The sequence below is a fragment of the Caldovatus aquaticus genome, from assembly GCF_019458025.1.
GTDB classification, from domain to species: domain Bacteria; phylum Pseudomonadota; class Alphaproteobacteria; order Acetobacterales; family Acetobacteraceae; genus Caldovatus; species Caldovatus aquaticus.
This window is the reverse complement of the sequence record NZ_JAHZUY010000029.1, coordinates 1-23,283: the sequence shown is the minus strand read 5'-3', so window position 1 is coordinate 23,283 and position 23,283 is coordinate 1. Positions and strand designations below refer to the sequence as shown.

The 23,283-nt window shown below is 75.9% G+C and carries 21 protein-coding genes; 8 read left to right on the top strand and 13 right to left on the bottom strand.

What is annotated here, in order from left to right; translation table 11 throughout:
* The first annotated feature begins 4 nt into the window (after window positions 1-4).
* The 3 genes from K1J50_RS11465 (at window position 5) to proB (ending at window position 2,441) form a co-directional block, all read left to right on the top strand.
* On the top strand, window positions 5-790 hold the full coding sequence (locus K1J50_RS11465) for a fumarylacetoacetate hydrolase family protein (RefSeq protein ID WP_220117849.1): 786 nt from the start codon (window positions 5-7) through the stop codon (window positions 788-790).
* Between the two features lie 4 nt (window positions 791-794).
* Window positions 795-1,232: a nuclear transport factor 2 family protein gene (locus tag K1J50_RS11460; RefSeq protein WP_220117848.1), complete on the top strand. Its 438-nt coding sequence runs from the start codon at window positions 795-797 to the stop codon at window positions 1,230-1,232.
* A gap of 63 nt (window positions 1,233-1,295) precedes the next feature.
* A complete protein-coding gene (gene proB / locus K1J50_RS11455; RefSeq protein ID WP_220117847.1) occupies window positions 1,296-2,441 on the top strand; it encodes a glutamate 5-kinase in 1,146 nt (381 codons plus the stop codon).
* Window positions 2,442-2,568: 127 nt separating this feature from the next.
* On the opposite strand, the gene K1J50_RS11450 is transcribed toward proB, so the two are convergent.
* Both K1J50_RS11450 and K1J50_RS11445 read right to left on the bottom strand, forming a co-directional pair.
* A complete protein-coding gene (locus K1J50_RS11450) occupies window positions 2,569-3,612 on the bottom strand; it encodes an LLM class F420-dependent oxidoreductase (protein WP_220117846.1) in 1,044 nt (347 codons plus the stop codon).
* A gap of 25 nt (window positions 3,613-3,637) precedes the next feature.
* Window positions 3,638-4,591: an LLM class F420-dependent oxidoreductase gene (locus tag K1J50_RS11445; protein ID WP_220117845.1), complete on the bottom strand. Its 954-nt coding sequence runs from the start codon at window positions 4,589-4,591 to the stop codon at window positions 3,638-3,640.
* 73 nt (window positions 4,592-4,664) lie between these two features.
* Here K1J50_RS11445 and cofH point away from each other — a divergent pair, with 73 nt between their 5' ends.
* Window positions 4,665-7,031 carry a 5-amino-6-(D-ribitylamino)uracil--L-tyrosine 4-hydroxyphenyl transferase CofH gene (gene cofH, locus K1J50_RS11440; protein ID WP_220117844.1) on the top strand — a complete coding sequence of 789 codons (2,367 nt, stop codon included), beginning with the start codon at window positions 4,665-4,667 and terminating at the stop codon, window positions 7,029-7,031.
* Here the strand turns inward: cofH and cofC are convergent.
* The 6 genes from cofC to K1J50_RS11410 all read right to left on the bottom strand — a co-directional run bounded on the left by cofC (window position 7,023) and on the right by K1J50_RS11410 (window position 12,495).
* On the bottom strand, window positions 7,023-7,691 hold the full coding sequence (gene cofC / locus K1J50_RS11435; RefSeq protein WP_220117843.1) for a 2-phospho-L-lactate guanylyltransferase: 669 nt from the start codon (window positions 7,689-7,691) through the stop codon (window positions 7,023-7,025). The two genes, cofH and cofC, sit on opposite strands and share 9 nt — an antisense overlap.
* Window positions 7,688-8,641 (bottom strand): 2-phospho-L-lactate transferase, encoded by a 954-nt coding sequence (gene cofD, locus K1J50_RS11430; protein ID WP_220117842.1) that lies wholly within the window; start codon window positions 8,639-8,641, stop codon window positions 7,688-7,690. The genes cofC and cofD overlap by 4 nt, the downstream gene beginning before the upstream one ends.
* On the bottom strand, window positions 8,638-9,399 hold the full coding sequence (cofE, locus tag K1J50_RS11425) for a coenzyme F420-0:L-glutamate ligase (RefSeq protein WP_220117841.1): 762 nt from the start codon (window positions 9,397-9,399) through the stop codon (window positions 8,638-8,640). Before cofE ends, cofD begins: the two co-directional genes overlap by 4 nt.
* Before the next feature lie 3 nt (window positions 9,400-9,402).
* Window positions 9,403-10,404 carry a glucose-6-phosphate dehydrogenase (coenzyme-F420) gene (gene fgd, locus K1J50_RS11420; protein ID WP_220117840.1) on the bottom strand — a complete coding sequence of 334 codons (1,002 nt, stop codon included), beginning with the start codon at window positions 10,402-10,404 and terminating at the stop codon, window positions 9,403-9,405.
* Between the two features lie 115 nt (window positions 10,405-10,519).
* Complete coding sequence (locus K1J50_RS11415) at window positions 10,520-11,380, bottom strand: TIGR03620 family F420-dependent LLM class oxidoreductase (protein ID WP_220117839.1); 861 nt, start codon at window positions 11,378-11,380, stop codon at window positions 10,520-10,522.
* Window positions 11,381-11,457: 77 nt separating this feature from the next.
* A complete protein-coding gene (locus tag K1J50_RS11410) occupies window positions 11,458-12,495 on the bottom strand; it encodes an MBL fold metallo-hydrolase (protein ID WP_369413580.1) in 1,038 nt (345 codons plus the stop codon).
* Between the two features lie 185 nt (window positions 12,496-12,680).
* On the opposite strand from K1J50_RS11410, the gene K1J50_RS11405 reads away from it, so the two are divergent.
* From K1J50_RS11405 to K1J50_RS11395, 3 genes are all read left to right on the top strand, one after another.
* On the top strand, window positions 12,681-14,339 hold the full coding sequence (locus K1J50_RS11405; RefSeq protein ID WP_220117838.1) for an amidase: 1,659 nt from the start codon (window positions 12,681-12,683) through the stop codon (window positions 14,337-14,339).
* Window positions 14,340-14,418: 79 nt separating this feature from the next.
* Window positions 14,419-15,267: an alpha/beta fold hydrolase gene (locus K1J50_RS11400; protein WP_220117837.1), complete on the top strand. Its 849-nt coding sequence runs from the start codon at window positions 14,419-14,421 to the stop codon at window positions 15,265-15,267.
* A 29-nt stretch (window positions 15,268-15,296) separates the two neighbouring features.
* On the top strand, window positions 15,297-16,904 hold the full coding sequence (locus K1J50_RS11395) for an MBL fold metallo-hydrolase RNA specificity domain-containing protein (RefSeq protein ID WP_220117836.1): 1,608 nt from the start codon (window positions 15,297-15,299) through the stop codon (window positions 16,902-16,904).
* Window positions 16,905-17,185: 281 nt separating this feature from the next.
* Here K1J50_RS11395 and K1J50_RS11390 read toward each other — a convergent pair whose 3' ends face one another.
* The 5 genes from K1J50_RS11390 to K1J50_RS11370 are packed head-to-tail and all read right to left on the bottom strand — an operon-like array spanning window position 17,186 to window position 22,189.
* Complete coding sequence (locus tag K1J50_RS11390) at window positions 17,186-19,060, bottom strand: polysaccharide biosynthesis/export family protein (RefSeq protein ID WP_255575207.1); 1,875 nt, start codon at window positions 19,058-19,060, stop codon at window positions 17,186-17,188.
* A complete protein-coding gene (locus K1J50_RS11385) occupies window positions 19,050-20,282 on the bottom strand; it encodes a capsule biosynthesis protein (RefSeq protein WP_255575205.1) in 1,233 nt (410 codons plus the stop codon). The genes K1J50_RS11390 and K1J50_RS11385 overlap by 11 nt, the downstream gene beginning before the upstream one ends.
* A complete protein-coding gene (locus tag K1J50_RS11380) occupies window positions 20,239-20,892 on the bottom strand; it encodes an ABC transporter ATP-binding protein (RefSeq protein WP_220117835.1) in 654 nt (217 codons plus the stop codon). The genes K1J50_RS11385 and K1J50_RS11380 overlap by 44 nt, the downstream gene beginning before the upstream one ends.
* 32 nt (window positions 20,893-20,924) lie before the next feature.
* Window positions 20,925-21,764, bottom strand: a complete 840-nt coding sequence (locus K1J50_RS11375) for an ABC transporter permease (protein WP_255575209.1) — start codon at window positions 21,762-21,764, stop codon at window positions 20,925-20,927.
* Window positions 21,764-22,189 carry a DVU3141 family protein gene (locus K1J50_RS11370; RefSeq protein WP_220117833.1) on the bottom strand — a complete coding sequence of 142 codons (426 nt, stop codon included), beginning with the start codon at window positions 22,187-22,189 and terminating at the stop codon, window positions 21,764-21,766. The genes K1J50_RS11375 and K1J50_RS11370 overlap by 1 nt, the downstream gene beginning before the upstream one ends.
* Window positions 22,190-22,725: 536 nt before the next feature.
* Between K1J50_RS11370 and K1J50_RS11365 the strand changes: the two genes are divergently transcribed.
* A partial coding sequence (locus K1J50_RS11365) for a hypothetical protein (protein WP_220117832.1) occupies window positions 22,726-23,283 on the top strand: 558 nt, incomplete at its 3' end.

Here is a 23,283-nt window from a genome sequence, read left to right as displayed (position 1 = left end):
CGCGATGCGCTGGATCCGCTACTCGGCCGAGGGCCGGACCGGCTACGGCATCCTCGAGGGCGACCGCATCCGCGAGGTGCGCGGCGATCCCTTCGAGGGCTACGAGCCGACCGGGCGCGTCCGCGCGCTCGATGCGGTGAAGATCGAGGTGCCGGTGATCCCGCGCACCTTCTACTGCGCCGGCCTCAACTACGTCGGGCACATCCGGGAGCAGGCGGCGAAGCGCGGCGAGGCGCCGAGCATCCCGACCCGGCCCGACATCGGCTACCGCGCCGCCAACGCCCTGATCGCCCACGGCGAGGACGTGATCATCCCCCGCGACGCGAGCGAGAAGGTGCACTACGAGGGCGAGCTGGTCGTCGTCATCGGCCGCAAGGCCAAGCACCTGAGCCGGGCGGAGGCGCTCTCCTGCGTGCTCGGCTACACCATCGGCAACGACGTGAGCGAGCGCACCTGGCAGCGCTCCGACCGCACGCTGTGGCGCGCCAAGAACACCGACACCTTCAAGCCGATGGGCCCGTGGATCGAGACCGATCTCGACCTCGAGGCGGCGGAGACGATCGTGCGCCTGAACGGCGAGATCACCGCCCGCTTCGAGACCAACCGCATGCTGTTCGGCATCGCCACCTTCCTCAGCGCGATGACGCGCTACCTCACCCTCTGGCCCGGCGACATCGTCTGGATGGGCACCGACGGCACCTCGCCGGACCTCCGGCACGGCGACGTGGTGGAGGTGGAGATCACCGGCATCGGCACGCTGCGCAACCGCTTCGTGCGCGAGGGGGCGTGAGGCGATGGACGAGCTCCGCAGGGCGGCGCTGATCACCCTCTGCGCCCAGGCGATCGCGCGCTTCTGGGCCGCGCTCGACGCCGCGGACTACGACACGGTCGCGCGCGGCATGGCGCCGGAGGGCGTGTGGCACCGCCAGGGCAGGGCGCTCAGGGGGCCGGAGGGCGTGCGCGCCGCGCTCGCCGAGCGGCCGGCGGGGCGGGTGACGGCGCACCTGGTGCAGAACCTGGTGGTGGACCTCCCGGACGAGAACACCGCGAACGCGCGCTACTTCTCGCTCGTCTTCCGCCACGACGCCGCTGCCGCGCCGGACGGACCGGTGCCGCTCGGCGCGCCGCTCTCCATCGCCGCCGTCAGCGACCGGCTGCGCCGCGGCGCGGAGGGCGAGTGGCTGGTGGTGGAGCGCCGCTCGCGCCCGGTCTTCGCGGCCGGCGCCGGCTGACCCCGGCGCCCGCCGCCCGCCCCCGCTTCGCCGCCGCCGGCACGCGTGCTATGCGCGGCCGCCATGCAGCAGGCCGCCCCGGCGCGCAGCGCCGCCGTCCCCAGCCTCGCCGCCGCCCGGCGCGTGGTGGTCAAGATCGGCTCCGCGCTCGTCGTGGACGAGCGCAGCGCGGCCCCGCGGGAGTCCTGGCTCGCCTCGGTCGCCGCCGACGTCGCGGCGATGCGCGCGCGGGGGGCGGAGGTGGCGATCGTCTCCTCCGGCGCCATCGCCCTCGCCCGCCGCGCCCTCGGCCTGACCCGCCGGCGCCTGCGGCTCGAGGAGAAGCAGGCCGCCGCCGCGGTCGGCCAGATCCGCCTCGCCGGCGCCTGGCAGGCGGCGCTGGCCGCGCACGGGCTGACCGCCGCCCAGCTCCTGCTCACGCTCGAGGATTCCGAGGACCGCCGCCGCTACCTCAACGCCCGCGCCACCCTCGGCACGCTGCTCGAGCTCGGCTGCGTCCCGGTGATCAACGAGAACGACACGGTGGCGACCGCCGAGATCCGCTTCGGCGACAACGACCGCCTCGCCGCCCGCGTCGCCGAGATGATCCAGGCCGACGTGCTGGTGCTGCTGTCCGACATCGACGGCCTCTACACCGCCGATCCGCGCAAGGATCCCGCGGCGCGGCACCTGCCCGTCGTCGAGCGGGTCACCGACGAGATCATGGCGATGGGGGGCGAGCCGCCGCCGGGCTACTCCTCCGGGGGGATGCGCACCAAGCTGATCGCCGCGCGCATCGCCACCGGCGCCGGCTGCGCCATGGCGATCGCGCTCGGCAAGACGGACCACCCGCTGCGCGCGATCGAGCAGGGGGCGCGCTGCACCTGGTTCCTCCCCGCGCCGGAGGGGCGCAGCGCGCGCAAGCGCTGGATCGCCGGCTCGCTCGCCCCGCTGGGGACGCTGGTGGTGGACGCCGGCGCCGCGCGCGCCCTCGCCGAGGGCCGGTCGCTGCTGCCGGCCGGGGTGCGCGCGGTGGAGGGCACCTTCCAGCGCGGCGATCCGGTCAGCGTGCGCGACACGGCGGGGCGCGAGGTGGCGCGCGGCCTCTCCGCCTACGATTCCGACGCGGCGCGGCGGATCGCCGGCCACCGCAGCGACGAGCTGGAGCGGATCCTCGGCTGGCGCGGCCGCGACGAGATCATCCACCGCGACGACCTGGTGCTGCTGTAGCGCGGCCTTGGCGCCGCGCGCGCGGGAGAGCCGCCTCCGCCCGGCGGTGCGCCCGGCGGCGGCTCCGGTGCGTCGCCCGCCGCGCGGATCCGCGCTCCCGGCTGCTTCCGGCGGTCCGCGATCCGCCCTACAGCACCGCCTCCGCCGCCACGCGCAGCGCCTCGACCGTGGCGCCGGCCAGCACGACCGTGCCGACCTTGCCTTCCCGCGCGATCGCCTTCCAGGCCTGCAGCCGGTCGCGGATGCGCTCCGGCGGGCCGAGCAGCGCCACCTCGTCGCACAGCGCATCGGGCACGGCGGCGGCGGCCTCCTTCCTCTTGCCGTCGAGATAGAGGTCCTGGATCCGCCGCGCCGCCGCCTCGTAGCCGAGACGCGCGGCGTAGGTATTGTAGAAGTTCTTGCTGCGCGCGCCCATGCCGCCGATGTAGAGCGCAAGCTCCGGCTTGATCGCGTCGCGGCAGGCCTGCAGGTCGGCGCCGACGCGGATCTTGGTGTAGGGTGCGATGTCGAAGCGCGAGAGGTCGGCGGCCCTGCCGGCCTTCCGCATGCCCTCGAGGATCGGCCCGGCTACCAGGTCCGCCTTCTCCGGCGAGAGGAAGATCGGCAGCGTGCCGTCCGCGATCTCGCCCGCGAGCCTGAGCCCCGCCGGCGTGATGGAGGCGGTGTAGATCGGCAGGTCCGGGTCGGCGTGGCAGATGCTCTTGAGCGGCTTGCCGAGGCCGGTGGCGCCGGGGCCGCGATAGGGGATCTGGTAGTGCGTCCCCGCGTATTCGAGCGGCGCCTCGCGCGCGAGGATCCTGCGGATGATCTCGATGTACTCCCGCGTGCGGCCGAGGCCGTCGCCGTAGGGCACGCCGTGCCAGCCCTCCACCACCTGCGGGCCGGAGGGGCCGACGCCGCAGAGGAAGCGGTTGCCGGAGAGCGCCTGCAGCGTCATCGCCGTCATCGCCGCGCAGGCCGGCGTGCGCGCCGGGATCTGCATGATGCCGGTGCCGGCCTTGATGCGCGTGGTGCGCGCGAGCACCCAGGCGACCGGCGTCACGGCATCGGTGCCGTAGGCCTCGCCGCACCAGACCGAATGGAAGCCGAGGCGTTCCGCCTCCTCCACCAGCTCCATCTCGAGGCGCGGCCGCGCGCCGCGGATCATGCCGATGGTGATGCCAAGCCGCATCGCCGCCTCCCTCCCGCCCGCGCCGTCAGAGGCGCGCCATGACCTCGTCGCGGAAGCGCCGCATGGCCTCGAGCGCCGCCTCCGCGGTGGCGCCGCCGAAGCCGAAATCCACGTGCCCCACGCCGAGGTCGCGCAGCGCGCGCAGATCCGCGGCGATCTCCGCCGGGCCGCCGGAGAACAGCCGCCGCTCCCCGTCGCCGGCCCGCGCCGGCAGGTCCGGCCCGTGCGCCTGCACGCGGTAGGCGATGGCGACGGCGGCCGGATCGCGCCCGGCCTCCCCGGTCAGCCGGCGCAGGCGGGCGATGCCGGCGCGCAGGCGGGCGAGGCTGTCGAGCGGATGGGCGGGGTTGGTGCCGATCGGGTACCAGCCGTCGCCGAGGCGCGCCGCGCGGCGCAGCGCGGGGCCGCTCTCGCCGCCGACCCAGATCGGCGGGTGCGGCTTCTGCACCGGCTTCGGCTCGAACAGGATGTTGCCGAAGCGCACGTACCGCCCGGCGAAGCTCGGCTCCGGCTGCGTCCAGAGGGCGCGGAAGGCCGCCACGTACTCGTCCGTCACCGCGCCGCGGGCGGCGAAGTCCGGGGCGCCGATCGCCTCGAACTCCTCCTTCAGCCATCCCGCGCCGATGCCGAGCGTGAGCCGCCCGCCCGAGAGCACGTCGAGCGTGGCGAGGATCTTGGCGGCGAGCACCGCCGGCCGGTGCGGCACCACCATGACCGAGGTGACGAGGCGCAGCCGGGAGGTGCGGGCGGCGACGAAGGCCATCTCGGTCAGCTGCTCGTGCCGCTCCGCCCGCGCCCCGGCCGGGAATTCCCCGGTCTCGCTGTAGGGATAGCGGGAATGGATGTCGGCCGGGATCACCACGTGATCGCTGAAGGTGGCGTAGTCGAAGCCGAGCGCCTCGCCCTCGACGCAGATGCGAACGAGCGCGTCGGGCGCCGCGAGCGGCCCCGCCGTCGGCGCGCTGAAGCCGATCCGCATCGCCTCCTCCCCGGATTGCCACGGACCGGGCGATACCACACGATGCGGGCGATCCTGCCAAGGGCGATCGAGGATGGGCGCCGCGGACTACCCCCCGGAGTGGCTGGAGACGGCCCCGCTGGCCGAACTGATGGCCGAGGCCGCGCGCCTGCGCGATGCCGGCCACGGGCGGCTCGTCTCCTACTCGCGCAAGGTCTTCATCCCGCTGACCAGGCTCTGCCGCGACGTCTGCCACTACTGCACCTTCGCCGAGCGGCCGCGCGCCGGGCGCCCGGCCTACCTCCCGCCCGAGGAGGTGCTGGCGATCGCGCGCGCCGGCGCCGCGGCGGGCTGCACCGAGGCGCTGTTCACCCTCGGCGACAAGCCGGAGCTGCGCTGGGAGGCGGCGCGCGAGGCGCTGGCCGCGCTCGGCCACGCGACGACGATCTCCTACCTGCGGGAGATGTGCGCGCTGGTGCTGCGCGAGACCGGCCTTCTGCCCCACGCCAACCCGGGCGTGATGACGCGCGAGGAGATCGCCGCGCTGCGCGCGGTGACGGCGAGCCAGGGCCTGATGCTGGAGAGCGCGAGCGAGCGCCTGTGCATGAGGGGCGGCGTGCACCACGGCTCGCCCGACAAGCACCCGGCCGCGCGGCTGGAGACGATCCGCCTCGCCGGCGAGCTCGCCGTCCCCTTCACCACCGGCATCCTGATCGGCATCGGCGAGACGCGCGCCGAGCGGATCGCGGCGCTCCTCGCCATCCGCGACCTGCACGCGCGCCACGGGCACATCCAGGAGGTCATCGTCCAGAACTTCCGCGCCAAGCCGCGCACCCGGCTCGCCGGCGCGCCGGAGCCCGGCCTCGACGACCTGCTCTGGACCGTCGCCGTGGCGCGGCTGGTGCTGGGGCCGGCGATGAACATCCAGGCGCCGCCGAACCTCTCGCCCGGCGTCTATCCGCGCCTTGTCGCGGCGGGGATCAACGACTGGGGCGGCGTCTCGCCGGTCACCCCGGACCACGTGAACCCGGAGGCGCCCTGGCCGCACCTGGAGGAACTCGCGCGGCGCACGGCGGAGGCGGGCAAGGTGCTGGTGCAGCGCCTGCCGGTCTATCCCGCCTATGCGCGCGCGCCGGAGCGCTGGCTGGCGCCGGAGGTCGCGACGCGCGTGCGGCGGATGAGCGACGCGGAGGGCCTGGCGCGCGCGGACGACTGGTCGCCGGGCGCGACCGCGCCGCCGCGCCCGCAGCCGGTCCGCCTCGCCGCCGCCGACGCCGCGCTGGCGCGCGCCGTGGAGCGCGCGGCCGGCGGGGCGCGGCTCGATCCGCCGGACATCGTGCGCCTGTTCGCCGCGCGCGACGCCGACTACCGCCACGTCACGGGGGCGGCCGACGCGCTGCGCCGTGCGGTCAGCGGCGAGGTCGTGCGCTACGTCGTCAACCGCAACATCAACTACACCAACATCTGCGCCTACCGCTGCCGCTTCTGCGCCTTCTCCAAGGGCCGCACGCACGAGGCGCTGCGCGGCGCCCCCTACGACCTGGCGCTCGGGGAGATCGTCCGCCGCGCGGTGGAGGCGTGGGAGCGCGGCGCGACCGAGGTCTGCCTCCAGGGCGGCATCCACCCCGACTACACGGGCGCGACCTACGAGGCGATCTGCCGCGCCATCAAGGCGGCGGTGCCGGGGATGCACATCCACGCCTTCTCGCCGCTCGAGATCACGCAGGGCGCGGCGACGCTCGGCCTTTCCGTGCCCGCCTTCCTCGCGCGGCTGCGCGACGCGGGCCTCGGCACGCTGCCCGGCACCGCGGCGGAGATCCTGGACGACGAGATCCGCGCCGTGATCTGCCCGGACAAGGTGGACACCGCGCAGTGGCTCGCGGTGGTGCGCGCCGCGCACGGCCTCGGCCTGCGCACCACGGCGACGATCATGTTCGGCCACGTCGAGGGGCCGCTCTCCTGGGCGCGGCACCTGCTCGCGCTGCGCGACCTGGCGCAGGAGACCGGCGGCTTCACGGAGTTCGTGCCGCTGCCCTTCGTGCACATGGAGGCGCCGATGTACCTGCGCGGCCAGGCGCGGCGCGGCCCGACCTTCCGCGAGGCGGTGCTGATGCACGCTGCGGGGCGCCTCGTCCTGCACCCGCACATCCGCAACATCCAGGCCTCCTGGGTGAAGATGGGCCCGGACGGGGCGGCGATCTGCCTGCAGGCGGGGGCGAACGACCTCGGCGGCACGCTGATGAACGAGAGCATCTCGCGCGCCGCCGGCACGCAGCACGGCCAGGAATTCCCGCCCGCGGCGATGGAGGCGCTGATCCGCTCCGCCGGGCGCGTGCCGCAGCAGCGGGACACGCTCTACCGCCCGGTGCCGGAGGAGCGGCGCGCCGCCTCCTTCGCCGCGGCGCCGCTCGCGCCGCTGGTGCAGACGCCGCCGCGCCGGCGGGCGCCGGCGCTAGCCTGAGAGGCCCTCCGCCGCGAGGAAGGCAAAGGTGCGCGTGCGCGCCGCCTGCGGCAGCCGCAGGAAGGCGGCAAGGTCCGCCGGGCTGTCGATGTCGGTCGCGATCCCGGGCACCCCGCGCACCACGCGCGGCGCGATGCCGGCGGCGCGCGCCGCCGCGAGGTGCGGGAAGAAGCTGTTGTCGCCGAAGCGCAGCGGCACCGCGTCCGGCGGCGCGCACAGCACGGCGTTGGAGCCGAGGTCGTCGCGCGCCGGGGCGATGGTGAAGGCGGGCGCCGGGCCGTGTGCGGCCAGCACCGCCTCGATCTCGGCCGCGGTCACGGCCGGGATGTCGCCCGGGACGGCGAGCACGCCGGCCGCGCCCCTCTCGCGCAGGAGCAGGCGCATCGCCGCGGCGACGGCGCCGGTGTGGCCCGCCTGCGCGCCCTCCTCGGTGACGCGCGCCCCGGCGCGCACCGCCATCTCCGCCGCCCGCGGGTCGCAGGTCACGACCAGGATGCCGGCGAGCCCGCGCGCCGCCGCCAGCGCCGCGAGCACCTCGCCCAGCATGATCTCCGCCAGCGTCCGCCGCTGCGCCGGCGAGAGCAGCGGCGCGAGGCGCTGCTTCGCGCCCGCGAACGCCTTCACGGGCAGCACGGCCCAGATGCCGGGGGGCGCCGTCACGCCGGGCGCCGCAGGGCGTCGGCCGCGGCGAGGACGGTGCGCGCCAGCGCCTCGCGGTCCGCGAGCGTGACCATCCGCGTGCGGGCGAGGGTCACCGGCACGCCCACCGCCGCCGCCTCGGCGGCGTCCGCCTCGTCCATCACGTAGCCGTCGAGGAGGTCGCGGTAGCGCCGCGCCACCGCCGCCGCGCCCGGCGGGATGCCGAACTCGCGCAGCATCTTCGCCGTCGGCCCCTTCACCGCCTCGCCGCCGATGATCGGCGAGACCGCGACCACCGGTGCGCCGCAGCCGCGGATCGCCTCGCGCAGTCCGGGCAGGGCGAGGATCGGCTCGATGCTGATCAGCGGGTTGGACGGGCAGATCACCACCGCGCGCAGCCCGCCGCCGCGCAGCGCCGCCATCACCTCCGGCTGCGGCCGCGCCGCCGGCGCGCCGTCGAAGGCGATGGCGCGCACCGCCGGCCGGCACTGCCGCCGCACGAACCAGTCCTGGAAGTCGAGCCAGCCCTCCGCGGTGTGCAGGCGCGTCCGCACGCGGTCGTCGCTCATCGGCCGCAGCCGCGGTCCGACGCCGAGGCGGCGGCAGAACGCCGCCGTCACCTGCGACAGCGTCTCCCCGGCCCGGAGGCGGCGCGTGCGCTCGACATGCGTGGCGAGGTCGCGGTCGCCGAGGCGGAACCAGGTCTCGCCGCCGAGCTCGCCGAGCGCCGCCATGAACGACCAGGTCTCGTCCCTTCGCCCCCAGCCGGTCTCGAGGTTGTCCAGGCCGGCCAGCGCATACATCAGCGTGTCGAGATCGGGCGAGACGTGGAGGCCGAGATGCTCGAAATCGTCGCCGGTGTTGGCGACGACCAGCAGCTCCTCCGCCGGCAGCACGCGGGAGAGGCCGAGCGCGAGCTTGGCGCCGCCGACGCCGCCCGAGAGCGCCACCACCGGCCCGCCGCCGCTCACCGGAACAGGTCCTCCGCCGCCGGCCGCACCAGCTCCGCCGCGCGCGACGGCGGCGCTTCGCCCCAGTCGAGGCCGCGCACCAGCACCGCGGGCCGCGCCTCCGCGCCCTGGCCCATCAGCAGCGAGGCAGCGGCGGCGATCTCGTCGGCGAAGCCGGTGATGCTGACCTCCAGCCGCCGCCCGAACAGGTCCGGCCGCCCGCGCAGGTCGAGCAGCGCCGGCAGCCCCGCCGCGCCGATCGCCACGCCCACCGTGCCGCGCCGCCAGGCGCGCCCGAAGCTGTCGTTGATCACCACCGGCAGGCCGAGCCGCGCGCGCAGCGTCTCGGCGCTCGCATCCGGGTCGCGTGGCAGCAGAAGCACGCGCTCGGCGCCGTCCGGCGGCGCGACGTTGGAGCGGTCCACGCCGGCATTCGCCATCACGAAGCCGAGGCGATGCTCGACGATCAGCAGCCCCGGCCGCGCGCGCACCACGCGCACGGACTCCGACAGGATCACCTCGACCAGGCGCGGGTCCTTCCGCACCTCCCCGGCCAGCGCGACCGCGCGCGGCGAGGGCGCGACGGCGGCGAGGTCCACCATCCGCCCCTCCGCCTTGGAGACCACCTTCTGCGCCACCACCAAGACGTCGCCCGGCCGCGGCGCGATGCCGGCGCGCGCGAAGCCGTCCGCGATCAGCGCGGCGAGGTCGTCCCCCGCCCGCACCATCGGGATGCCCGGGAGCGCGATCAGCTCCAGCCTGGCGCCGCCCGGGGTCATGCCTCAGCCGAAGCGCCGGCGCAGCAGCGGCAGCACGCGCTCGCCGTAGAGGCGCAGGAACCGTTCCTGGTCCGGGCCCGGCGCGTGGAACACCAGGTGGCGGAAGCCCAGCCCGACGTAGAAGCCGATCCGCTCCGCGTGCTCCTCCGGGTCGGTCGAGACGATCCAGCGGCTCGCCGCGCGCTCGATCGGCAGCGCGTCGGCGAGCTTCTCCATCTCCACCGGATCCTCGACCGAGAGCTTCTCTTCGCTCGAGAGGGCGAGCGCCGCCCAGTGGCGCGTGTCCTCCAGCGCGCGCTCGCGGTCGGTGTCGAAGGAGACCTTGACCTCGATCATGCGGTCGAAGGGCTCCTCGCGCCGCGCCTGGGCGAGCCCGGCGGCGACGTTCGGCAGCAGCGTCTCGGTGTAGAGCTCGGGCTTCTTGCCGCTGGTGCAGATGAAGCCGTCGCCGGCGCGGCCCGCGTACTTCGCCACCAGCGCGCCGGCGGCGGCGACGTAGATCGGCACCATCCGGCCCGGCCGGTCGTAGATCGTCGCCTTCTCGGTGCGGTAGTACTGGCCCTCGAAGGTCACGCGCTCCTCGCTCCAAAGCCGGCGGATCAGCGTCACCGCCTCGCGCAGCCGGGCGAAGCGCTCCTTGAACTCCGGCCAGGGCGCGCCGGTCGCCGGCACCTCGTTCAGCGATTCGCCGGTGCCGATGCCGAGCACGACGCGCCCCGGGAACATCGCCCCGAGCGTGCCGAAGGCCTGCGCCACGATCGAGGGATGGTAGCGGAAGGTCGGCGTCAGCACGCTGGTCCCGATCACGATGCGCGAGGTCCGCGCCCCCAGCGCCCCGAGCCAGGCGAGCGAGAAGGGCGCGTGCCCGTCGGTGTGCCGCCAGGGCTGGAAGTGGTCGCTGACGAACACCGAATCGAACCCGACCGCCTCGGCCAGCACCGCGAATTCCAGCAGCCGGCCCGGGGCGAACTGCTCCGCCGAGGCCTTGTAACCGAGCTTCAGCACGTCCCCGCTCCGCACCCGTGACCGCCGGGCGCGACTCTATCGGCTCGGCCGCGGGGAACAAGCCGAACGGGGGCGCCCCCCGGCCGCGCGGCGGGGGAGGGGCCCGCGCGCCCCCTCAGGTGTCGGCCAGCGCCGCCAGCATCCGCTCGCGCGCGGCGAAGTCGCCCTCCTCGTGCACCGGCTGGATGCAGACATGCGTGGCGCCGGCGGCGAAATGCGCGCGCAGGCCGCGCTTGATGGCCTCGGCGTCGCCGTGCAGCACCATAGCGTCTATGAAGCGGTCGCTGCCGCCGTCGGCGAGGTCCGCCTCGGTGAAGCCGAGGCGCAGCCAGTTGTCGCGGTAGTTGGTCAGCGCCAGGTAGCGCGCCAGCTCCTTGCGGCCGAGGGCGCGCGCCCGCGCCGGGTCGCCTTCCAGGCACACCTTCTGCTCCACCGCGAGCCACTTCCCGGGGCCGAGGACCGCCGCCGCCCGCCGCGTGTGCTCCGGCGTGACGTTGTAGGGCACCGCGCCGCGCGTGCGCGCGGCGGCGAGCGCGAGCATCCGCGGCCCGAGCGCGGCGAGCACGATCGGCCACTCCTCCGCCCCCTCCTGGTCGCGGGTGATGCCGTCCAGGTAGGCGCGCATGGCCGGGACCGGCTTCTCGTAGCGGTGGCCGCGCAGCCCCTCGACCATCGGCGCGTGGCTGACGCCGAGACCGAGCACGAAGCGCCCGCCGTACAGCCCGTTGAGCGTCAGCAGGCCGCGCCGCGCGGCGAAGGGGTCGCGGGCGTAGATGTTGGCGATCGAGCTGCCGATCACCAGGCGGCGGCTGTGGGCGAGCAGGAAGCTCGCCAGGGAAAGCGATTCGTAGCCGCGCGATTCCGGGTACCAGAGGGCGGTGTAGCCGTGCTCCTCGACGCTCCGCAGCAGGTCGCGGAGCCGCGGCGCATCCAGCCGGTCGGTCGGATACCACACGCCGAGACGCCCGAGCTGCATGGCGCTGCCCTCCTCTGCCGCGATGCCCGCGCGCAGCCTAGCCGAGGCGGCCGGCGCGACGAAGCCCGCCTGCGCCGCTACGGGGCCCGCCGGTAGAGCGCGACCCCGTCGCCGCGCATCTCGCGCACCGCCTCGCCCGCCGCCAGGAGCCGGTTCAGGTGCGCGAGCGTCTCGGCGATCGCCGCCCCCAGCGCGCGGTGGTCGAGCGGCCGCGGGAACAGCCGCCGCGCCCCGTCCAGCGCGGTGATCGGCGCGGCGCAGGCGTCGCGCAGCATCTCCAGCCGTTCCGCATGGTGCGCCGCGATCGCGGCGATGCGCCGGTGCAGGCCGCGGAAGGGTTCGCCGTGCGAGGGCAGCACCAGCGTCTCCGGCGGCAGGGCCGCCAGCCGCGCGTTGGAGGAGAGGAACTCCGCCAGCGGATCGCCGTCCGGCTCGGTCGGGTGCACGCCGACATGCGGCGTGATGCGCGGCAGGATCTGGTCGGCCGCGATCAACACGCCGAGCTCGGCGCAGTGCAGGCAGGCCATCTCCGGCGCGTGGCCGGAGCCGGTCAGCACGGTCCAGGTGCGGCCGCCGATGCGGAGCGAATCGCCCGCGGCGATGCGCCGGTGCTGGCGCGGCAGCGGCAGCACGGCGCGCACGTAGAGCGGCCCGCGGCCGGCGAGGAAGCGCAGGTAGTCCTCGGCGCATCCCGCGCGCCGCGCCCAGGCCACCTGCTGCTCGATCATGTCCTCGCCGGCGTCGAGGCGCAGCAGGCGTGCCTGCAGCCACTCGGCGCGCGTCATCAGCAGCGGCGCCCCGCCCCAGCGCTGCGCCATCCAGCCGGCGAAGCCGACATGGTCGGGATGGAAATGCGTCACCAGCAGCCGCGTCACCGGCCGCCCGTCGAGCGCGGCGGCGAAGATCCGCTCCCACAGCGCTGCGGCGTCGTCGGTCTGCGCGCCGCAATCCACCAGCAGCCACCCGTCGCCGTCGTCGAGCAGCCACAGGTTCACGTGGCGCGGCGGGAAGGGCAGCGGCATGCGCACCCAGCGCAGGCCGGGCAGGATCTCCCTGGCCTCGCCGGGGGCGGGCGGCGGCTCGAACGGCTGGGATTCGACGCTGCGGGGAGTCACGGAACGCTCCGGATCGGCGCGCGGCGGCCGGGGGCGCGCCGCCGGCGCGGCGATGAGGGTGACGGCGGGCGGTCGCCGGTTGACCCGGGTCGCGCCCGCCGCCTAGCGTTCCAGCCCGGGGCGGAAGAATCAATCCGGGCCGGCCGGCGCCGTCGCGGCCGGCCTCTGCGCGGAGCCGCTGGGACATGCCCGACATCCTGTCATCGCCGCCGAGCGAGCCGCATTTCCTCTCGATCGCCGAGGCGGCGCGCCTGATCGCGCGCCGCCAGCTCTCGCCGGTGGAGCTGACCCGCGCCCTGCTCGCGCGCATCGAGGCGCTGGACCCGCAGCTCAACGCCTACCTCCTCGTCACCGCCGAGCGGGCCCTCGACGCCGCGCGCGAGGCGGAGGCGGCGATCATGGCCGGACGGCACCTCGGCCCGCTGCACGGCATCCCGCTCGCGCTGAAGGACGTCATCTGCACCGCCGGCATCCGCACCACCGGCCATTCGCGCCTCTGCGCCGATTACGTCCCGCGCGAGGACGCGACGGTGGTGCGCAAGCTGCGCGAGGCGGGGGCGGTGCTGCTCGGCAAGCTCGCCACGCACGAGTTCGCCCATGGCGGCCCCTCCTTCGACCTGCCCTGGCCGCCGGCGCGCAACCCCTGGAACCGCGCGCACGCCACCGGCGGCTCATCCTCCGGCGCCGGCGCCGCGGTCGCGGCCGGCCTCGCGCTCGGCGCGCTGGGCACGGACACCGGCGGCTCGATCCGCAACCCGGCGGCGATGTGCGGCCTCGTCGGCCTCAAGCCGACCTACGGCCTGCTCAGTCGCCACGGCGTGATGACCAACTCCTACAGCTACGACCATGTCGGCCCCATGGCCTGGACCGCCGAGGACTGCGCGATCCTGCTCCAGGCGCTCGCCGGCTACGACCCGCGCGACCCGGCGAGCGCCGGCCGCCCGGTGCCGGACTACCGCAGCGGCCTCGGCGACGGCCTCCGCGGCCTGCGCATCGGCGTGCTGCGCCACCTGCACGAGGAGGACGTGCCCATCGCGCCGGAGGCCGCGGCGGCGCTCGAGGAGGCGCTCTCGGTCCTGCGCGGCCTCGGCGCGGTGCTGGAGGAGGCGCGCATCCGCCCGGCGCAGGCCTATTGCGACGTCAAGATCGTCGGCGCCGAGAGCGAGCTCTTCGCCGTCCACGCCGAGAACCTGCGCCGCCGGACCGGCGAGTTCGGCGAGGACTTCCTCGGCCGCGCCCTGCCCGCGATCCTGTTCGACGCCGGGGACTACGTGCAGTCCCAGCGCGAGCGCCGCGCCATGATCGCCGAGATGGCGCCGCTCTACGCGCGCTTCGACGCCTTCGTCTGCGCCGCGCCCGGCCCCGCGCCGCGGCTCGACGCCTGGCGCACCGCGATGTTCTGGCGGCAGCCCTCGCTGGCGACGCCGTTCAACGTCCTCGGCGGCCCGGCGCTGGTGCAGTGCGTCGGCTTCACCGCGGACGGCCTGCCGCTCGCCATGCAGATCGCCGGCCGGCCCTTCGAGGAGGCGACGGTGCTGCGCATCGCCCACGCCTACGAGCAGGCGACGCCCTGGCGCCGGCGCCGGCCGCCGCTCGATCCGGACGCCCCGTTCTCCGCCGCCCTTCCCCCCGTGCCGGACCCGCTGCCGGCGGAGCTGGACGCGGCGGAACGGGACGCGCTGCGGATCCTCGCGCGGCGCGCGGGACTTGTCCTGACCGAACGGCAGTTCGCGCATCTCTGCGCCGCCGCCCCCTATGCCGAGGCGATGCGCGCGCGCCTGCGCCGCGCGCGCGACTTCGGCGAGGAGCCGGCGAGCGTGTTCCGCTTTCCCGCGGCCCTCTGACGCCCGGCGCCCGGCTTGACCGCCCGCCGCCGCGCCCGCACCCTGGCGCGAGCGCGGCAAGCAGCGGGGAGGGAACGCCATGCCCTACGCGGACTCCGACGGCGTCCGGCTCTACTACGAGGAGACCGGCAGCGGCCATCCCGTCGTCTTCGTGCACGAGTTCGCCGCCGACCACCGCGAATGGGAGGCGCAGGTGCGCTGGTTCGGCCGCGAGTACCGCTGCATCGCCTTCGCCGCGCGCGGCTACCCGCCCTCCGACGTGCCGGAGGACGAGCGGCTCTACGGCCAGGACTTCGCCGCCGCCGACATCGGCGCGGTGATGCGCCATTGCGGGGTGGAGCGCGCGCACCTCGTCGGCTGCTCGATGGGCTCCTTCGCCGCGCTGCTGTTCGTGCTGCGCAATCCCGGCCGGGCGAGCGCGCTGGTGCTGGCCGGGGTCGGCTCCGGCTCCAGCCGCTCCGCCGCCGTGCGCGAGGAGTTCCGCCGCGCCTGCGCCGCGCGCGGCGAGGCCCTGATCCGCGAGGGCTGGGCCGGCGCGCTGGCGGAGGAGACCGGCCACGGCCCGACGCGCATCCAGCTCAAGAAGAAGGACCCGCGCGGCTTCGCCGAGTACATGGCGCGGCTGCGCACCCATTCCGGCCTCGGCTCCGGCCTGACGATGAAGCGCTACCAGGGCCTGCGCGATTCGATCTTCGACTGGGAGGCGGAGCTGCGCACCCTCGAGGTCCCGACGCTGCTCGCGGTCGGCGACGAGGACACGCCCTGCCTCGAGGCCAACCTGTTCCTCAAGCAGACGCTGCCGAACGCCGGCCTCTGGGTCGCGCCGCGCACCGGGCACGCGATCAACCTCGAGGAGCCGGCCGCCTTCAACGAGGCCGTCGCGGCGTTCTTCTCGACGGTCGAGCGCGGCCGCTGGCGGCTCGGCTAGCGGCCGGCGCGGCGGGAACGGAGGCGGGGATGGCGGTCACGCTCCGGGTCTGCGGCGCGGCGCGCACCGTGACCGGCCTCTGCCTGCTGTTCGAGGCGCCCGGCGCGCGCTTCCTCGTGGACTGCGGGATGTTCCAGGGGCCGAAGTCCCTGAAGGCGCTGAACTACGAGCCCTTCCCCTTCGACCCGCGCGCCCTCGACTGCGTGCTGCTCACCCACGCGCACATCGACCATTCGGGCCTGCTGCCGAAGCTCGCCAAGGCCGGCTTCCGCGGCCCGATCCACGCGACGCGCGCGACGCGGGACCTGTGCTCGGTGATGCTGCCGGACGCCGGCCACGTCCAGGAGATGGAGGTCGAGACGCTGAACCGCCGCAACCGCCGCCGCGGCGGCATGGAGCCGGTGACGCCGATCTACACCGCCGAGGACGGGGAGCGCGTGATCGGCCAGTTCCGCACCGTCGAGCTCGACGAGTGGACCGAGCCCGCGGAAGGGGTGCGCGCGCGCTACTGGAACGCCGGCCACATGCTCGGCTCGGCCTCGATCGAGCTGGAGTTCGCCGCCCCCGCCGGCGCCGCGGAGGCGCCGCTCCGCATCCTCGTCTCCGGCGATCTCGGGCCGGACTGCTCGGTGCTGCAGTCCGATCCGCAGGGCCCCGCCGGCGTGGACCACGTGATCTGCGAATCCACCTACGGCGACGAGGATCGTCCCCCCTGCTCCGAGGCGGAGCGGCGCGCCCGGCTTGCCGAGATCGTGCGCAAGGCGGCGCGCCGCGGCGGCGCGCTGCTGGTGCCGAGCTTCGCGGTGGAACGGGCGCAGGAGGTGATGTGGGACCTCGTCACGCTGATGGATGCGGGAGAGGTCCCGGAGGCGCCGGTCTACCTCGACAGCCCGCTCGCGATCCGCGCCAGCCGCATCTTCCTCCGCCACGCCGGCGCGCTCGCCGAGGGCAAGGCGCTCGCGCGCGCGCTGCGCTCGCCCCGGCTGCGCTTCACAGAGTCGCAGGAGCAGAGCCGCGCCATCGCGCTCGAGGACGGCTTCCACGTGATCATCGCCGGCAGCGGCATGTGCGAGGCCGGGCGCATCCGCCACCACCTGCGCAACTGGCTGCCCGACCCGCGCGCCACGGTGCTGTTCGTCGGCTTCCAGGCCGAGGGCACGCTCGGCCGCCTGCTGCGCGACGGCGCGCGGGACGTGCGGATCCAGGGCGAGAGGGTGAAGGTCGCCGCCCAGATCGCGGAGATCGCCGACTATTCGGGCCATGCCGACGGGCCGGAGCTCGGCCGCTGGATCGCCGCCCGCGCGCCGGTGCGCGGCGGCGTCTTCCTCGTGCATGGCGAGGAAGCGGCGATCGAGGGCCTTGCCAGGCGCATCGTCGGGCGCCGCGTCGTGCCCGAGACGGCGATCCTCCGCCCGACGCTGGACGAGGCCTTCGCCCTGTCCCCGGCCGCACCGCCCGCCCGCCTGCCGGACCGGGGACGGCGCCGCACCGATGCCGAGCGGCTCGGCCATCTCGACTGGCACAACGCGCGCGCCGCGCTGCTGCTCTCGATCGAGCGCGCGCTCGACGAGGCGCCGGACGACGCGGCGCGCGAGGCGCTGATCCGGCGGCTGCGCGCCGCGATCGAGGGAACGTAGGGCGGTTTCCCCTCGGCGCTGCGCGCCGAGACGGCGTGGGCGCGCGCCGGGCGGCGCGGGCGGCAGGCGCTCCGCCCGCAGCCTTCTCCGCCCGGGCTTCCGCCCGCACGGGCCTGGACCAGACTCCCGCCACCGGATGTGCCCTCGCCCCCGCCCGCAGACCGGTGGTTGAACCCTCCGGCCGGGGCCGGACGCAAGTCTCGCGACACGGCCGCGCGAGCGTGCCCGCCCCCCGCGCGCGACCGCGCGCGCCGGCTTCGCCCGGCCGTCCGCGACCGGCCCTACTGGAACACCCTGGTTGCCACCGCGATCTGGAACACGAGCGCCAGCAGGTCGCTCGCGATCTGCTGGTACTTCGGGTCGAGATAGGGCAGCGCGATCAGCTCGTCCCCGGGCCGCGGCGCGGCGTCGGGATCGAGCAGCGTCTGCCCGCTCGGCCGGCGGATCATCAGGGTCGAGCTGTTGCCGCGCGGGGTGAAGCCGCCGGCCGCGCGGACGTAGTCGGAGATCCGCCAGCCCTCGCGCCAGACCACCGCCTGCGGCATCGTGACCTCGCCGGTGACGAGCACGGAGGAGGAGCGCTCCGGGATCACGACGATGTCGCCGTCCTCCATCCGCACCGGCACGCAGTGCCCGTCCTCGTCGCTCACCACCAGCCGCCCCTCGGGCTGCACCCGCCGCGCGCGCGAGATGTAGGAGGCGACGAGCTGCGCCTCGCTCGCGCGGATGTTGGCCACGCCCGTGGTCGGGCTGACCGCCATGAAGAGCTGGCGCTCCAGCCGGTCGAGCGCCTCGTTGATGGCGCGCTGCTGCTGCGCCGCGAGCCGCGGCCGCAGCAGGAAGACGGAGCGGGTGTCGGCGAGCGCCGGGTCCACGGCGATGTGGTCGAGGATCTCGCAGAGCTGGACGTCGCGGTCGGCGACCAGCACCGAGGGATAGAGCCGGCTGCCCTCGACCGTGATGCGGATGGTGCGCTGCGCCGCGTCCGCGGCGAAGGTGACGGTGTCCTGGTCGAGGAGCTGCATGCCGGCCAGCTCCTGCAGCGAGACGTAGCGCGAGAACGGCACCGCCCCGCGCACCCCGCGCACCACCGCGTTGGTCGCCGACGGCAGCGGGCGGGCGTACTCGATCAGCTCGCGCCCGCTCATGCCGCCGCGGCCCGCGGCCTCGAAGAGGAAGTTGTTGCGCACCGCCCCGTCGGCGCCGATCAGGGCGCGCTGGCGACCGACCACGATGGTGTCCCCCTCCTGCAGCCTGAGGGCCGGCAGGTGGCCCTCGAGGAGGAACCGGTACAGGTCCACCGTGGCGACGGTGCGCCCGCCGCGCTGCAGGGTGATGTCGCGGAAGCTGCCGCGCCCCGGATCCACGCCGCCGGCGCGCACCAGGAAGTCGAGCAGCGAATCGGAGGCGGCGCCGGCGTAGCGCCCGGGCAGGCGCACGAAGCCGGTGACGAAGACGCCGATGCGCTGGGTGCTCAGCACCGTCGCATAGACCTGGACCTGCTGCGTGTAGACCCGCTGGATCGCGGCCGAGACCACGCTCTGCAGGTCGCCGACCCGCACCCCGGCGAGCGGCACCGGCCCGACATTGGGGATGAAGATGTTCCCCTGCGGGTCCACCACGGCGACCACCTCGGCGTCCACCGCCCCCCAGGCCCGCACGCTCACCCGGTCGCCGGGCGCGAGGACGTAGTTCGGGTTGGGCGCGTCGCTGCTGGTCGTCGGCTGGCCGGTGAAGAGGGCGGCGCCGAACACGGCGGTCGCGGGGCCGCTGGTGCGGCCGAGATCGCCGAGCGGCGGCACGAGGCGCGGGCCGCCCTCGGCCTCGGTCGGCTGGCCCAGCCGCTCGCGGTTGCGCGCCGGGCCGGGGATGTCGGCGAGGCTGCGCTCGTCGAACAGCAGCCCCGAGGGCGCCGGCGAGGCGGCCGGCACCGTGCCCGGCGGGGGCGGCGGCTGGGTCGCCCCCTGCTGTGCCTGCATCTGCTGCAGCAGCAGCTGCTGCTGCGCCGTCTGCGGCACGCCCGCCGCCACCGGGGGGAGGCGCCCCTGGCCCGCGGCCGGGCCGCCGGCAAGCCCGGCCAGCGCCAGCGCAAGCAGCAGGGGGCGGAGCAGGCCCCCGTCGCGGCGCGCCGCGCCGCCCCGCGGCTCACGCCGCATGTTCGCGCATCCCCGCGATCAGCAGCCTGGCGATGCCGTAGAGCACGGCGAGACCGACGAACAGTCCGATCGAGTTCATGATCCGCCTGGGATAGAGGGGATATTCCGCGAGGTTCGGCTCGACCACGCGGGCGAGGAACACCTGCTGGCGCTGCGCCTCGACCCGCGCCTGCTCGAGCGAGGCGACGGCGGAGGCGAGCTGGCGGTCGGCGAGCTCGCGCTCGAGCATCAGCCGGTCGTACTCGGCGAGCTGGCCCGCGAGCGCCGTCCCGCCGGCGGTGTGGCGCTGGCGCTCCTCGGCGATCTGGCGCTCGAGCGCGGCGATCCGGTTGCGCACCTCGAGCAGGCCCGGATTGTCGGGACGCATGAAGCGCGACCGCGCCTCCAGCTCCGCCCGCGCCACGGTGAGCTGGCCCTCGAGCTGGCCGATCGTCTCGGTCGCGATCGCCGCGCCGCGCGACGGATCGAGCGCCTGCTGGCGGGCGCGCAGCGCCGTCAGCGCCTCGCGCGCCGCGATCACGCGCCGCTCGGCGATCGCCACCTCCTCGCGCGCGATGCGCAGCGCGTCCTCGCGCGCCCGCTCGCTCATGCGGTTGACCAGGGCCTCGGAGAGGACCAGCAGCTCCTCCGCGAGGCGGCGCGAATCCTCCGGCCGGAAGCTCCGCACCCGCAGCGTGATCAGGCCCGAGGTGGTGTCGTAGCTGGCCGTCACCATGGAGGTGAAGTAGCGGGTCAGCCGCTCGGGATCGGTCCACCACAGCCGCGAGAGCCAGTCCGCCTCGGGCCGGGTGAAGATCGCGACCAGGTCCACCCGCCCGCCCAGCGCATCCACCGCGCCGTGCGAGGCGAGGAAGTCGCGCACCGCCTGCGCCTCCTCGTGCGACGGGGCGAGGCCGGCGCCGCCCAACAGGCTGCCGAGCCCGGACAGGCCGCCGCCCGCCGTCCCCGCGCGGCCGCGCACCACGAACCGCGCCTCCGACACGTACTGGTCGGCGGCGATGCCGAGGAAGTAGGCGGCGCCGAGCAGCGACGGCAGCACCACCGCGAGCAGGAAGGCGCGCCGCGCCGCCCAGGCGGCGAGCCGGCGCAGCGGGCGGCCCTGCCCGCCGGCCGCCGCCTCCCCGGCCGTGTCCGGCGTGCCGGCCCAGCCCGCGTCCGCCGCCGGCGTGGCGGAGACGTCAAAGGAGGTTGTAGGTGGCGAGGGCTTCGTCGAGATCTTCATAGAAGGTGAGGGTCCCCCCGTCGAGGATCGCCGCTCTCGTGCAGTAGGCGCGCACGGTCGCCGCGCTGTGCGTGACCAGGATCAGCGCGCTGCGGCGTGCCCGCTCGGCGAAGGCCGCCCGGAACTTCTCGGCGAACCGCGCGTCGGCCGGGGCGATCGCCTCGTCCACCAGGTAGCAGTCGAAGTCCACCGCGAGCGAGACGGCGAAGGCGAGCCGCGCGCGCATCCCGCTCGAGTAGGAGGCGAACGGCATGCGCAGGTACTCGCCGAGCTCGGCGAAGCTCTCGACGACCTCCAGCGTGCGCTGCACCGGCCTGCCGTAGATCCTGGCGATGAAGCGGACGTTGTCCGCGCCGGTGAGCGCCCCCTGGAAGGCGCCGCCGAAGCCCAGCGGCCAGGAGATGCTCATCGCCCGCCGCACCACGCCCGAGCTCGGCCGCTCCACTCCGGCCACGATGCGGAGCAGGGTGGACTTCCCGGCGCCGTTGCGGCCGAGGATGCCGACCGCCTCGCCGCGCCGGATGCGCGCGTTCACCCCGCGCAGCACCTCGTGCACGCCGCCGCCGCGCCGCGGATAGCTCTTGCGGACGTTGACCAGCTCGAGCCCCATGCGCCATCCCCGCCCGTCCGTCCCCGCCGCGCTCAGTCCACCTGGATGTGCGGGCGCACGGCGTGCATCGCGCACAGGCCGAGGAACTGCAGCGCCGCCGCGCAGGCCGCGACGTAGCCGATGTCGTAGGTGGTGCGGATCCGCTGCCCGAACTGGCCGTCCCGCAGCAGCTCGAAGACGTGCACCGTCGGGTTGTAGAGCGCGAGCTCCTGCATCGGGCCCGGCAGCCAGTCCACCAGGAAGAAGGCGCCGGAGATGGGGAGCTGGAGATAGATCAGCGGATGCGTCAGCCGCTCCACCATCTCCCACCGCTCCACGCCGGCGGCGACCAGCAGGGCGAGGCCGTGGCACAGCCAGGCCATCAGCGCCACCGCGGCCAGCATCTTGATCGGGTCGTCGGGCGCGAGGCCCTGGACCACCGTCACCCCGAACGACACCAGGGCCACCACCATCACGCAGGCCGCCGCCTCCAGCAGGTGGCGCGCATAGAGCAGGTCGAGCGGGGTGACGATCCGGTGGTAGAGCAGAGGCCGGTTGCCGGCCAGGCCGTTCGCGGCGCGCCCGACCACGGCGCGGAACATGTAGTAGAGCGAATAGCCGACCGCGAAGAAGGCGAAGACGGAGATCGCGCTTCTCGGCCCGGCGCCGCGGGCGCCGAGCGCGTGCATCGCCGAGACGGCGAGGCCGAGCAGCAGCGGCTCCGCGAACAGCCAGAGGTAGCCGAGGTTCCGCCGCCCGAACCGGATGTGCAGCTCGCGCAGGATCAGCGCCCCGATCACCCGGCGCTGCACGCGCCAGCCCTCGCGCGGCCGCGGCTGCGGGACGGCGGCCGCCTCCGCCGGGTCCGGCCGCGCCGCGGCGCCGGAGCGCATCACGGAACGGCCGGGCCGCCCGGCGCCGCGGCGAGGCCGGAGCGCAGCAGCGCCCGGGGGGGCCCCCCGGGCGGGGGGGGGCGCCGGGCGCCCCCCCGCGCCCGCGCCTCGGCCCACCGCCCGCCCTCGCCGCGGCAGACAAGGCGCCGCCGCTCGCCGCCGGTCGCCGCGAAGCCGAGCACGGCCAGTTCGCGGCACTCGCGCCCGCTCGCCGCGGCATAGGCGCGCACCAGCCGCACCCGCAGCGCCGCCCCGGTGGCGGGGTCTGTCACCGTGGCCTCGGCGCCGGGCCGCGCCTGCGCCGCGAAGGCGATCAGCGGATCGGCCGGGGAGGCCCGGTCCGCCGGCGCGGCCCCCGCCGCCGCGCCGCCGGCGCCGCGGAGATCCGCGCAGCCGCCCCCGGCCAGCGCTAGCAGCGCCATCATGGCCGCGCGCATCGCCCGGTGCCCCGGCCGCCGCCGCGCCGCCGCCCTGGCCTGCGCCCCGCCCGCCGCGCGACCGGTGACGCCCGTGCCGGGCTGGCGAAGCCTCTGTGGCCTTAGGTTCCGTTCGTGGTCCAACACTCGCCCCTCCCCGGGCGCGGCGCCCCGCCCGGATGTCCCGTCCGGCCCGCCGCGTCATCCCCCGGCCGCGCGGCCGCCCGCCGGCGCGCCGCCACCCCTGCCCGGGGCCGGATCCGTCGTGCTGCGGACGACGCGGCCGTGCGACCCGCCGGGCCCGGAGACGCGACCGTGCTGACACGCGCCGGCCGAAACCATAAATAGCATTACCTGCATCCGTGCGCAGTCCCCGCGCGGGGTGCCCGCCGCCTCCGGCGCGGCCCGGCCGGGACCCTGGCGGCGCGGGCGTGCGCACGGGACGCCATCGCGCGGATCGGGGGAGCGTCAGGACGGAACGCGTGCATCCATCGGCCTGCGCCGCGCCGCCGCCCGCGCCGGGTCCGACGGGAAACGGCCCGGCCGTGCCGGCCGCGGCGGAGAGCCGCCGCTACCGCGCCCCCTCCGGCCTGCTGCGCGACCTGCCGCACCTGCCCGCCTTCTTCCCCGAGGCCGCGATCCTTCCGGCGCCCTGGTGGGCGGTGTTCCGCCGCGCCGCCGACCCGGCACTCCCCCTGCTGCTGCCGGCCTCCGCCCGGCGGCCGCTGCGCCGGGGCGGCGAGGGGGCGTCCGGAACCGCCGCCGGGGGCGAGGGCGGCGGAATCCGCGCCGCTCCCCTGGTCCTGCTCGACGCCGGTCTCTGGCAGGCGCCGCGCTTCGGGCGGCGCCGCGCGCCGGTCGCGCTGCTCGCGGCCCCGTCCCGGGACGCGGCGGCCGATCCGCTGGCGCTCGTCCTCGCGCACGGGCTCGGCCCGCAGGCCGGGCCGCTGCCTTCCGGCGCGCGCGCGGCGGCGGCGGAGGCGATGGCGCTGCTCGCCGAGGCGCGGATCGGCGGCGCGACCGGCCTGCCCGACCCCGGCCCGCAGGCCGGCCTCGGCTGCGGGCCCGGCGAGGCGGTGCTGGTGGTGGACCCCTGCCGTCCG